The sequence below is a fragment of the Paenibacillus sp. 276b genome (assembly GCF_900107875.1).
Lineage (GTDB): Bacteria > Bacillota > Bacilli > Paenibacillales > Paenibacillaceae > Paenibacillus > Paenibacillus marchantiae.
This window is the reverse complement of sequence record NZ_FNRR01000001.1, coordinates 2,517,947-2,529,344: the sequence shown is the minus strand read 5'-3', so window position 1 is coordinate 2,529,344 and position 11,398 is coordinate 2,517,947. Positions and strand designations below refer to the sequence as shown.

The window sequence follows — 11,398 nt, the reverse complement described above, 5'->3', positions numbered from 1 at the left end:
GTTACCGGCGATACAGGAGCAGCGGGTGTAACTGGAGCCACGGGTGTCAGTGTAACGGGAAGTACCGGAGCGACAGGTGATACGGGTGTAACGGGAGTCACTGGGGTTACCGGCGTCACCGGTGCCACGGGTGTTAGTGTCACTGGTGCAACAGGGGCCACCGGAGTAACGGGATTAACGGGTGCAACCGGAATAACTGGAAGCACCGGGGTTACAGGAATAACAGGTGCCACAGGAGTCGGTCTCACTGGAGTAACGGGTGCAACAGGAATCGGAGTCACTGGTGCAACAGGGTCCACCGGAATAACGGGAGTCACCGGAGCGACGGGATTAACAGGTGCCACAGGAGTCGGTGTCACTGGATCAACAGGAGCTACCGGAATCACGGGTGCAACGGGCGTTGCAATTGGAATCACCGGAGCCACGGGTGTGACGGGAATTACAGGGACTACGGGAGCAAGCGGAACAACTGGGGTTACCGGGGCAACAGGGGTTAGTGTAACCGGAGGTACGGGCGCAACTGGAGTTACTGGAGCAAGCGGGGCAACAGGAGCTACCGGAGCAACAGGAGCCAGTGTAACTGGAAGCACAGGATCGACAGGAGTTACTGGAGCTACTGGAGCAACGGGTGCCACTGGAGTGAGCGTCACAGGAGCAACAGGCGTGACAGGAGTCACCGGGGGTACAGGTGCAACGGGTGCAACCGGAGCCACAGGAACTTCTGTAACATCTAACTCGGCTTACGGTGAGAACACAAGTGGAACCATCGTTGTTATTTTGGGTGGAACACTAATTCCACTGCCGAATAACCAAAATATTGGCACTGGCATAACCATTAATGGAACGAATGACACCTTCACTCTTGCCAATGCAGGGCGTTACTATATCTCTTACAAAATAAATCTTACAGCTGCACTTGCTATTCAATCCCGTATTTTACTTAACGGAACAGCAATTCCGGCGAGTGTAGTTTCACCATTACTTTCCCTCAGTCAGTTGCAGTCTGACTTTATTGTGACGGTAACTGCTGGATCAACAATCCAGTTCCAATTATTTGGGCTTGTTGGTACAGCTGTCCTCTCTCCACCAGGCGCTACATTAAACATTATTCAATTAGCTTAATGCATGAATTACGCTAGTCAAAAGGAATTTTGGGTTTATAAAAAGAGACGAACCTGATAAAGGTTCGCCTCTTTTTGTCTTATAATTGATTAGTCCGTCAGTTAATTCAATACGATTTCAACGGCTGTATTGATTTCCTGAAGAGCTGCAAGCTGTACAAGCACATCTTTTGGAACTTCCTTATCTACAGTCAGAATCATGATAGCTGCCCCACCAATGATTTTACGTCCGACCTGCATGGAGGCGATGTTAACTTCGTTTTCTCCAAGCAAAGTTCCAACACGTCCGATAATACCCGGTTTATCATTATGCGAAATCAGAATTTGGTGACTTTCTGGAGCGATATCCACTGGGAATTTGTCCAGACGCACGATCCGCTCTCCATAACCTGCAAGCAGTGTGCCCGCAACACGACGCTCCTCGGCATCCTGAGTCGTCACGAGTGTGACGGTAATCAGATTTGTAAATCCTTTAGTGGCCGATGTTTGGCTAACCACTACGTTGAGATCCCGCACTTTAGCTAAATGCATGGAGTTGACAATATTGGCTTCTCCGCCTAAATGTCTTGCCAGAATACCTTTTACAATGTAACGAGTCAAAGGAGAAGTATCCACTTCCGACAGATCTCCAGCGTAGTCGATCCGAATTTCCTGAACCGCATTTTGAGTGATCTGAGCTGCAAAGCTACCCAGTGTTTCACCCAGTTTAAAGTACGGCTGCAGTTTGTTCATTACAGTTGGGGCTACTGCAGGCATGTTAACTGCGTTTTTGAACGGTTCATTGCGCAGAATATGCAGGACTTGCTCGGATACGTCAATCGCTACATTTTCTTGTGCTTCTACTGTCGATGCACCAAGATGAGGCGTCACAATAATGCTAGGATGATTCAGGAATGGGTGATCAGCAGCCGGTGGTTCGCTCTCGAATACGTCGAATGCTGCACCAGCAACGATACCTTCATCAATTGCTTCTACAAGTGCCATTTCATCAACGACTCCGCCACGGGCACAATTGATAATACGCATACCTTTTTTCATCACTTCGAATTGTGGACGGGAGATCATATGGCGTGTCTCAGGTGTTAATGGTGTGTGAACGGTCATGAAGTCGGCATTGCGAATGATGTCATCCACACTAGCCAGCTTAACCTGAAGTTTCTCTGCGCGATCTTGAGTGAGGAACGGGTCATAAGCTAGAATATCCATTCCGAATGCTTTGGCACGTTTAGCTACTTCGCTACCGATCCGTCCCATACCGAGCACACCCAGCGTTTTATTTCTTAACTCCACACCAAGGAAGGTTTTACGATCCCAAGTACCTTGAATGGTTTTGGCATATGCCTGAGGAATATGTCGTGCCAGTGCCATCATCATGGCAAATGTATGCTCACATGTCGTAATCGTGTTACCGTCAGGGGCGTTAATAACAATGATACCGCGTTGGGTAGCAGCTTCCAAATCAATGTTATCTACACCTACGCCAGCACGTCCGATGACTTTAAGGTTTGTACCTGCTGTCATAATACGATCCGTTACACGAGTCTGACTTCGAACTAGAAGGGCATCATAATCGCCGATAATTGCAACAAGCTCATCTTCGCTAAGACCTGTTTTCTTCTCAACTACAACATCATTTGCATCCACCAGTTGCTGGATTCCCAGATCACTAATGGGGTCCGACACTAACACTTTGTACATGGTTTCTTCCTCCTTAGGTATGTGTATCTATATCGTCAAGGTCTCACCTCACGAAAAGAGGCATTCCTTAAAACCATTGAAACTCTTCCTTCCAACAACGCGGTGTCGCAGCAGAGGAGGAGGGTGTAGCAAATAGGGCGATTCCCACGTCTGTACTCTAAAATAAATCAAAAAACTCTCAATCCACATACTGCTTGCGCAATAAGGGACGAGAGTTGTCGTGGTACCACCCTAATTCACCGCCGTTTCGCAACGACAGTCTTAGCGGTCAATGAAGACCGAAGAGGATAACGGGTCTAAACCGATTGCACCTACTCCAATTTCAATGCAATAACTCAGGAGCGCTCAAGATCATCTGCCTGCCACCGATTTACACCATCCATCGGCTCTCTGTAAGACAAAGCAACGTCTTTTTTCCATCATCGTGTTTAACGTGACTAATTTTTTCATAATGTATCATGGCTGACATGAGCATGTCAATAGGCTTAAATGTTTTAATTCGATTTACTAATGTGATTTTCTTCAGTTGAGGAGAAGGCGTATAGATATAAAAAATTGACTTCCTTGATCGTTCGAAATAGCTCGATTACAAGCTGTTTTGTGAATCGGATTTTAACACATTAATGAACTAATTCAATGGATATGGCTGCGCTGAAAAACCGGGACTTGGGGCAGGCCTTGAACCTATTTGGTTTTTTGGCTATCATTTAGTATACTATCCGATTGGACAACGAATTTGTTATCCATCAAATATAAGTCAAGAGGACAGACACAGGCGATGAAAAAATTAAAGTTTCCCAAGTTCAAGATTCAGAAGGCTGAACCACAGCAGCTTACCGAGCGTTTGCTTCTGATCAATCTATACTTTACACAAGGGTTAACTTTGATCATTGGGGTTGTATGGATTTTATTGCAGAAGAGAAATCTTTTTGATGTACTTGCGTGGCCTGATAGTTACCAGTTTATTTGGTGGGGGCTTGGTCTTGCTGGCATTATGCTTGTTATGGACTTGGTTCTTTCTTATGTTATTCCTCAAGAAAGCATGGATGATGGCGGCATTAACGAGTTGCTGTTTCGCAAGCGTCCAATCTGGCACATTGTATGCATAGCAGCCATCGTTGCTGTTTGTGAAGAATTGTTATTTCGTGGAGCCATACAACATGCGTTAGGTCCTTACTGGACAAGTATTTTATTTGCGGTTATCCATATACGCTATTTGCGGCACTGGATTCCAACTGGTTGGGTATTTGTTTCGAGTTATGGATTGGGTTGGATTTATATGCAATCCGGCACATTATGGGCGCCTATACTTTGTCATTTTATTATTGATTTGGTGTCTGGATTAGCGATACGTTTTCGGAGGGGATCATGAATCAGCAATTAAGTAGAATGAAGACATACGGCAGTCAGCGCCATCGTCACTCGGATAAGACAGAGACATCTGAGCGGCCTGAAGCTTCTCAAGTAAATCTGGTTGTTGAACCAGCTGCTGCCTCAGAGGTGGGAGGACTCACACCCATTACCTCGGTCTCCATACCAAGATCACAACGCAAGTCTTATACATCATCGCTGGAAAGTCCGGTACTTCCCCGGCGGGCACCAGCACGTGCCAACAAAGCAGAAAAGCCATCAGAAGAAGAATCCGTTTCCGAAGCGGGAACACTTCCTACGCGGACTGAGCTTCATCCATCTCGCCGTTTACGTCTCAGTAAGCGATTTGTTAACTCGCTCATATTTATATTTGTTTTGCTCACAATTAGTCTGGTTTGGTGGGGGATAAAAGGAGCGCCTTCTTTGGATACTTTCCTTCCATGGCCATGGTAATACTGGCATGGTTCGTTGCCGTTATTTTGGCCGGGATTGCCTTGCTGGTTCATATGTGGCGTGAGGCGCATCTTCATCACATCGTTTCAGAAGAGGTTGAAGTTCCGAATTTGCCCTCTTCTTTTGATGGCAGCAAAATCCTGTATTTATCTGATATCCATAAACGCAAGCTGAAAAAGAATGATCTGGAACATCTTCGCAATCAGGTGGACTGGGTTATTATTGGGGGAGATGTGGCGGAAAAAGGAATTTCATGGCCCATTGTCAGACATAATATGAGCTTGTTGTCTTATATTGCCCCTGTTTTTACAGTCTATGGGAACCATGATAAAAGAGCAGGAACTGTGCATCTCGAACGTATATTCCGAGATACGGGCGTTCAACTCTTACAGGATTCTACCACTTACCTTCGTAAAGGCAGAAGCAAACTGTGTCTGGTCGGAGTTGATTATCGTTCACAGCGAGGGGATTCGCTGCTTGCAGAATTGGACTCCAAAGAATGCAAGATTGCCATCGTGCACGATCCCCTAGAGGCTCTTCACTTGAATGGACCTGTTGATCTGATATTGAGTGGTCACACTCACGGTGGACAATTAGTATTTCCGGTCTTTGGCCCCGTCTTTCTTAACAAAGCGTACCGCTCTGTGTCTAGCGGGTGGTTCTCTTTGAAAAAGGATGGTAATGATACCGAGCAAGAAGGTAAAATGCTGGTTAGCAAAGGATACGGAACAAATCATTTGCCGTTCAGACTTTGTTGTCCCGCAGAAATGCATATCATTACTTTGCGAATGCTCTCAAACAAACAGCCTTGATCCGCATAGGACCAAGGCTGTTTGTTATAACTTTGTAAGTTCCTTCATGTCAATTCCAACTCATCAATTATTGATATTAAGCCGAATGCCGGGCAAATAATCGAAGCTCAGCGGGCTTCCAGTTCAATGGAGCGAGGATCGACAAAAGTGTAACCTTTCTGTTCAAGTTTGGTTAACAACTCATCCAACGCTTCAACTGTCCATGGCAACTCATGCATCAAAATATTACTGCCTGGATTTAATTGATCCAGCACATTCTGGATGACTTTATCCGGTTTGTTTTTGGTACTCTTATCCCAATCCAATGAGCCATTGGACCATGTCATATATAACATGCCGTTTTTCTTGACTGTGGCCTTTAATGCATCATTTCCAGAACCGAATGGCGGACGGAAGAACTGGGGTTCCACGCCAATCGTTTCTTTCACAATCTTTTGCACATCGGTGACTTGTTTGGCTGCTGCCGTAATGGACATTTTTTTCAGATCCTCATGATCCCACGCATGATTTCCTATTACCTGTCCACGTTCATGGATGATCTCGAGCAACTCGGGATGACTTTTCACTCGGTATCCGTTAACAAAAAATATCGCTTTCGTGTCATGTTTATCCAAGGTGTCGATTAATCTGTTTATCATTTTTTCTTCTTTGGGCCCATCATCAAATGTTAACAATACAACCTTGCTTTCGTTCGTTTTATCGTTGGGTTTGATGTAGTAATTGGCGTTCATATGATACGTTTTTTCAATATTAACTTCGGCTGCTTTTGTACCGAGGGCGTTATCAGTTTCTTCTTTTTCTGTCGAAGATGTTTCGTCATCACTTGGTGATTCTTGATCCGAATTCGAGTCTGTTGAGGACGGAGAATCCGTGGTTTGCTTTTCGCTTGTCCCAGTGGAAGTTGGCTCGTTCTGCTGTTCCAGCGTTGAAGTATCCGATTCATTGCTGGACTTCGTGGATTCAGGTGTTGTTTCGACCTTGGTTCCACAAGCTGACAACAGCATGCATGCGATCATAATTAAGGCAGTGGTGTGTCTAATCATGCTTTCAACTCGCTTTCCTGTATTTATGCGGAATGAGATGAGGCACTCCCGCAAACACTAGTTGTGATTTTAACATTAAAAGGAGGTTGGTGTAATGAAGGCGTCATCCTTTTTCTGGGGTGTTGTAATTGGCGTAGCAGCCAGTTCTTGGCTGTCCAAAGGTAAAATGTCAATGCTGTCTTCCGGTTCATCCCGCAACATGATGAATCAGGCCAAACACAAAATGATGGAGATGACGTTCCCAGGCATGGACGGATTCAGCTCCAAGCCAAACGAACAGAGCGGAGATTCCCACAAAAGCACGCATAAAAAAAGTGCAAAGCCGATCACTCCGCAGGAAAAAGAAGAGAACATGAACATGCTCAAAGATTTTATTCGCACCAATCCGGATGTTAAACATGAAGTTGAGCAAATTTTAACTCAAACAAACACAACAGTACCGGGTTTATAAACACAAACCTCCCATTAGAATCATCCACAGTCCTGTTTTGATGTGGAATGATTCTTTTTTTGTCGATTTTACTTCGTGCATTTGCAGGTATAAAATGATAACATAACTACATAGATTTATTTTCAGCACATATTGTTTTGTGCTTCATAATCTGTTATAAGACTTGCTTATAAAGGGGAGATCCTGTATGAAAATAGAACGATTAAGTCACGATAAGATACGGATTTTCCTGACCTTTGACGATCTGAGCGAGCGCGGAATACAAAAAGATGATATGTGGCAGGAAATACCTAAAGTTCATGAACTGTTCACTGAAATGATGGACCAGGCCTATTCCGAACTTGGATTTGATGCTACAGGTCCACTTGCTGTCGAAGTATTCGCACTTCCCGCTCAAGGGATGGTTGTCATTGTCACCCGGGGGAAATATGATCCGCAACAATATGGTTCAGGTAATGAGGATGATTTGCCTGAAGAAGTATATGAGATGGAAGTTACACTTGAGCAAAGCGATTCCATCGTCTATGCATTCAAAGATTTTGAAGTGCTGATTGAGGCTGCACATATGTTGCATCAGCACGTAACGGATGCTGGAAGACTTTATTCCTATAAAGACAAATGGTTTTTGCATTTTGAACCGGATGACTTGGATTCGACCAAACATGCAGCATTGATTGCATTGCTTGCTGAATTCGGTGAAGGATCTTCCGTTACCCCTGCCGTCATGGAAGAGTACGGAAAGGTTGTTATGCCTGAACAAGCGGTTGAGGTTATTTGCACCCACTTCAAGCGTCAGGAGTAAGCTCTAGTTGTAATCGCGTCTTTAGTCAGAGGAGGGAATTTCGGTGCTTTTGTTTTCGGTTTTAGCGGCAGCAGTAGCTCCGGGTCTCGCCTTGTTAACATACTTTTATCTGAAAGACCGTTATGACTCTGAACCTCTTCACATGGTATTTCGAGTCTTTCTCATGGGGATTCTGATGGTACTGCCTGTGATGATTATTCAGCGTGGCATGATGATCTGGCTTGGAGATAATCCTTATGTTGAATCCATCCTGATTTCAGGTGGGGTTGAAGAGTTCGTCAAATGGTTTGTGATATACCATATTATTTATAACCATACCGAATTTGACGAGCCTTATGATGGGATTCTATACTCCGTTGCTGTTTCACTCGGATTTGCTACAGTTGAGAATGTGTTGTATGCCTTTGCGGGGAATGCTTCCGTCTCAGCTATGTTCATTCGTGCATTGCTTCCTGTATCAGGTCACGCCATGTTTGCAGTAATTATGGGTTATTACATGGGGCGGGCCAAGTTTTCGGATGGCAAGAAAAAACGTTGGTTTCTTATGCTCTCACTGGTTCTACCGTTCTTCTGGCATGCGCTTTATGATGTCATTATGAATACCATGGTGAATCATTGGTTATGGTTCATTGCGCCATTGATGGCGGGATTATGGTACGGTGCGATGGGCAAGATTACAAGGGCCAACAATCGTTCTCCTTTTCGTTTTGTGAAGCGTGAGGAAGAGATTAAATTATAAAAATACGGACACACTGGTGGACATGGAGCGCAACCTGCGCCTGATGCCCCGGTGTGTTTTTTGTTGCAATAAAATAAAAATTCCCGGGGAAGACCAATAGAAACGGGGATAAGCGTGATGAGAATCAAAATTAAAATCAGATGCAAGCAATGTGGAGAACGTTTTACGCTGCGAGGTAAGAAAGAACGAGGAAGAATTGAGACCGGTTTTAAACAGTGTTTGTGTGATAATCGAGATCAGTTCGAAATTGAGGAAGATGGCGGCACAACCTGGGTACAATTGAATTAAATAGAACGTTTGAGACCATGCGTGACAAGCCCGTCATTGGACAGACTGGAAATCGCATGCATAAGAGGTCTTTCTTCGATCCACAATAGAGGTAGTGGCTTAGAAGAAAGGAGACTCTACCGATGTATAAACGTTTAAGTTCAGTTATGTTTCCGATATTTGCAGTTCTGTTAATCGGTGCTCTCGTATGGGGTTACCAAGAGAACCAGGAGAAAAATGCCATTCTGATCAAGGCAGAGAATCAATATCAGCGTGCTTTTCACGATTTATCTTTTCATATGGACAAATTGCACTCGGAGATTGGGAACACGCTGGCAGTCCATGCTACGTCCCAAGGGATGCATCGCAAAGGTCTAATGAACGTATGGCGACTCACTAGTGAAGCCCAGAATGAGATTAATCAATTGCCGCTTACAATGCTGCCTTTCAGTGAAACGGAGGAGTTTCTCTCCCGCATCTCCAACTTTGCTTATCAGGCGTCCATGCGTGATCTGACCAATGAACCATTAAGTGAAAAAGAAATGGGCAACTTGAAAAAACTGTATGCGAATTCATCCGAGATCACTAAAAATCTGCAGGATGTACAGCAGAAAGTCATTTCTGACCGTTTACGCTGGATGGATGCCGAGTCGGCTATGGCAACGGAAGAGCAAACGATGGACAACACCATCGTGGATGGATTCCGGACAGTCAACAAAAAGGTACAGGAGTATCCTGAACTTGACTGGGGTCCTTCAGTCTCCAGCATTTATGCCAAACGTTCGGTGAAGAAGCTGGATGGCTTACCGATGACCAAAGAGCAGATCCAAACTAAAGCTGCAAAGTTTTCCGATGCAGAACACGGTAAGATTCAAATACAGGAAAATGGTAAAGGTACAGATTGGGAATCGTATACAGCCACGATTGATCAGTCCAAAGACAGTAAATTAAGTATGGACTTCACACGTAATGGCGGTCTGCTCATCTCTTACAGTGATACTCGCCCAATCGGGACGAAGAAAGTAACACGTAAAGAAGCTATGTCAAAAGCAGATCATTTCCTTTCCAATAAGGGTTACAAAGATATGAAGGCAGTCAATTATGACGAGTTTGGCAATCTCGGTAACCTGACCTATGTGCGCAAACAAGGCGATACACTGATTTATCCAGAAAAAATGTCTGTTCGAGTTGGCCTTGATAATGGGAATGTTACCGGCTTCCAGGCAAGTGATTTTGTATATGAGCATCAGAAAAAGCGGGAGATTCCAAAAGCCACACTCACGGTTGAACAGGCCCGCAAAAAACTGAATCCGGAATTCAAGGAGAGCTATGCTCGCAAATCACTCATTAAGAATGATTACAGCAAAGAAGTTCTGTGTTACGAATTCGGTGGACGCATCAATGGTGCAAAATATAAAATTTACATCAACGCTGATACAGGTATGGAGGAAGCCGTTGAGGAGATCAAACCGGTGAATGAGACCACATAACACTAAGAAGCCGGCAGCCTGTTGAAGTGTAAATAGATTACGGAGCAGACCACGTGGTGGTCTGTTTTTTGTTGTTCACTATGAGAAAGGTCATGGTATAATAGTCCTTGTACATACGATACGAAGATAAAAAGCTAAGGTGGCGGTGAACAGCTTGTTTCCCAAAATAAATGAAGTTTTATACATCCAGATTGCCTCTGCAGATGAAAAAGAGGAAAGCAAAGAATATAAATCACGCATAGCGGATGTGGATGAAAACAGTTTTCTGATCGAAGTCCCGATGCAACAGGGAAGCAGTCGGTTGAAAAGGTTGTTTTTTGGTGAGGAATTGTCCATTTCTTATATTACGGAAGACGGGGTTCGTCATTATTTCAACACGTATGTGACTGGATTTGAAGAAGATGTAGTTCGGCTTGTACGAATTCGCAAGCCCTTGCCGGACGACATCACCAAAATCCAGCGTCGCAGTTTTCTGCGTGTTCATGCAAATCTTGAAATGGCTATTCAGGGTGAAGATCTTACCCGAGCCGTGGGCTTGACTGAAGATATTGGCGGCGGGGGATTGTCCATTTATGGGGAACCCAGTTTTGCTATTGCGGAAGGGCAAAAGCTGAAATGCTGGTTGCTTATTCCTTATCGGAATGCAGCGATTGAACATGCGAACTTTGAAGCTGAAGTGGTACGGATCAAAACACTGGAAACAGGCAGACAGCTATGCATGTTAAAGTTTGTGCAGATTACAGATTCGGAACGACAAAAGATCATCAAGTTTTGTTTTGAACGGCAATTGGATTATCGAACGAAATAAAGATGGTGATTGTCTGGGATAGAAAGGGACAGTGGTGGGCACTGTAATGGAAAAACGGAGGTTCAGCTTGTGAACAATCGCCATGCATCCCGCAGATACGAGCGCCTATATTATGTTTTATCCAAGCGAATGGAAAGAAGGGCTTTGATGCTGATTACAGCTCTTCTTGTTCTGCTTGTGATCTATCAGTTATTACTTCTTGTGCCTGATATGAAAAAGAATATGACCTCCATTGATCGGCTGGAAGGAACACCAATTCAGATGCAAACGGTACACGAACAATAGCATCACTGATTTGTCTGTTTTTGCATCCATGTGTATAGTGTGGTATAATTTTGACGAT

At 44.4% G+C, this 11,398-nt stretch carries 12 protein-coding genes, 1 pseudogene and 1 other annotated feature; of the genes and pseudogenes, 11 read left to right on the top strand and 2 right to left on the bottom strand.

Features of this window, described 5'->3' with window-relative positions; genetic code table 11:
* Positions 1-1,122: pseudogene (locus BLV50_RS32740) on the top strand (collagen-like protein); the annotation flags it as partial.
* Positions 1,123-1,223: 101 nt separating this feature from the next.
* On the opposite strand, the gene serA reads toward BLV50_RS32740, so the two are convergent.
* The gene (gene serA / locus BLV50_RS10855) at positions 1,224-2,819 is read right to left on the bottom strand and encodes a phosphoglycerate dehydrogenase (protein ID WP_063566742.1); all 1,596 of its coding nucleotides are present in this window, start codon (positions 2,817-2,819) and stop codon (positions 1,224-1,226) included.
* Between the two features lie 201 nt (positions 2,820-3,020).
* Positions 3,021-3,251 (bottom strand) — a binding site (T-box leader).
* A 346-nt stretch (positions 3,252-3,597) separates the two neighbouring features.
* On the opposite strand from serA, the gene BLV50_RS10850 reads away from it, so the two are divergent.
* From BLV50_RS10850 to BLV50_RS10840, 3 genes are read left to right on the top strand one after another with little or no spacing between them, the layout of a single operon-like run.
* A complete protein-coding gene (locus BLV50_RS10850; RefSeq protein WP_063566743.1) occupies positions 3,598-4,191 on the top strand; it encodes a CPBP family intramembrane glutamic endopeptidase in 594 nt (197 codons plus the stop codon).
* Positions 4,188-4,643 carry a hypothetical protein gene (locus tag BLV50_RS10845; RefSeq protein WP_063566744.1) on the top strand — a complete coding sequence of 152 codons (456 nt, stop codon included), beginning with the start codon at positions 4,188-4,190 and terminating at the stop codon, positions 4,641-4,643. The genes BLV50_RS10850 and BLV50_RS10845 overlap by 4 nt, the downstream gene beginning before the upstream one ends.
* Positions 4,631-5,455 (top strand): metallophosphoesterase, encoded by an 825-nt coding sequence (locus tag BLV50_RS10840; RefSeq protein WP_090807405.1) that lies wholly within the window; start codon positions 4,631-4,633, stop codon positions 5,453-5,455. Before BLV50_RS10845 ends, BLV50_RS10840 begins: the two co-directional genes overlap by 13 nt.
* Positions 5,456-5,562: 107 nt before the next feature.
* Here BLV50_RS10840 and BLV50_RS10835 read toward each other — a convergent pair whose 3' ends face one another.
* Complete coding sequence (locus BLV50_RS10835; protein ID WP_371129228.1) at positions 5,563-6,471, bottom strand: polysaccharide deacetylase family protein; 909 nt, start codon at positions 6,469-6,471, stop codon at positions 5,563-5,565.
* A 121-nt stretch (positions 6,472-6,592) separates the two neighbouring features.
* Between BLV50_RS10835 and BLV50_RS10830 the strand changes: the two genes are divergently transcribed.
* From BLV50_RS10830 to BLV50_RS10805, 7 genes are all read left to right on the top strand, one after another.
* Positions 6,593-6,949, top strand: coding sequence for a hypothetical protein (locus BLV50_RS10830; RefSeq protein ID WP_053780665.1), 357 nt, complete (start codon positions 6,593-6,595; stop codon positions 6,947-6,949).
* 187 nt (positions 6,950-7,136) lie between these two features.
* Complete coding sequence (locus BLV50_RS10825) at positions 7,137-7,751, top strand: genetic competence negative regulator (RefSeq protein ID WP_063566746.1); 615 nt, start codon at positions 7,137-7,139, stop codon at positions 7,749-7,751.
* Between the two features lie 43 nt (positions 7,752-7,794).
* A complete protein-coding gene (gene prsW, locus BLV50_RS10820) occupies positions 7,795-8,490 on the top strand; it encodes a glutamic-type intramembrane protease PrsW (protein ID WP_063566747.1) in 696 nt (231 codons plus the stop codon).
* Positions 8,491-8,607: 117 nt separating this feature from the next.
* Entirely contained in the window at positions 8,608-8,778 is a 171-nt protein-coding gene (locus tag BLV50_RS32735; protein ID WP_167666101.1) for a hypothetical protein, read from the top strand.
* Positions 8,779-8,900: 122 nt separating this feature from the next.
* Positions 8,901-10,247 carry a germination protein YpeB gene (ypeB, locus tag BLV50_RS10815; protein WP_063566748.1) on the top strand — a complete coding sequence of 449 codons (1,347 nt, stop codon included), beginning with the start codon at positions 8,901-8,903 and terminating at the stop codon, positions 10,245-10,247.
* 154 nt (positions 10,248-10,401) lie between these two features.
* Positions 10,402-11,055 carry a flagellar brake protein gene (locus BLV50_RS10810; protein WP_063566749.1) on the top strand — a complete coding sequence of 218 codons (654 nt, stop codon included), beginning with the start codon at positions 10,402-10,404 and terminating at the stop codon, positions 11,053-11,055.
* A 69-nt stretch (positions 11,056-11,124) separates the two neighbouring features.
* Positions 11,125-11,340, top strand: coding sequence for a hypothetical protein (locus tag BLV50_RS10805; protein WP_072735236.1), 216 nt, complete (start codon positions 11,125-11,127; stop codon positions 11,338-11,340).
* Positions 11,341-11,398: the final 58 nt, after the last annotated feature.

Excerpts from the sequence above, each read along its gene's own strand:
- BLV50_RS32735 (WP_167666101.1), top strand. The coding sequence starts at position 8,608 with ATGAGAATCAAAATTAAAATCAGATGCAAGCAATGTGGAGAACGTTTT.
- BLV50_RS10845 (WP_063566744.1), top strand. The coding sequence starts at position 4,188 with ATGAATCAGCAATTAAGTAGAATGAAGACATACGGCAGTCAGCGCCAT.
- BLV50_RS10825 (WP_063566746.1), top strand. The coding sequence starts at position 7,137 with ATGAAAATAGAACGATTAAGTCACGATAAGATACGGATTTTCCTGACC.
- BLV50_RS10840 (WP_090807405.1), top strand. The coding sequence starts at position 4,631 with ATGGCCATGGTAATACTGGCATGGTTCGTTGCCGTTATTTTGGCCGGG.
- ypeB (WP_063566748.1), top strand. The coding sequence starts at position 8,901 with ATGTATAAACGTTTAAGTTCAGTTATGTTTCCGATATTTGCAGTTCTG.
- BLV50_RS10850 (WP_063566743.1), top strand. The coding sequence starts at position 3,598 with ATGAAAAAATTAAAGTTTCCCAAGTTCAAGATTCAGAAGGCTGAACCA.
- serA (WP_063566742.1), bottom strand. The coding sequence starts at position 2,819 with ATGTACAAAGTGTTAGTGTCGGACCCCATTAGTGATCTGGGAATCCAG.
- BLV50_RS10835 (WP_371129228.1), bottom strand. The coding sequence starts at position 6,471 with ATGATCGCATGCATGCTGTTGTCAGCTTGTGGAACCAAGGTCGAAACA.
- BLV50_RS10830 (WP_053780665.1), top strand. The coding sequence starts at position 6,593 with ATGAAGGCGTCATCCTTTTTCTGGGGTGTTGTAATTGGCGTAGCAGCC.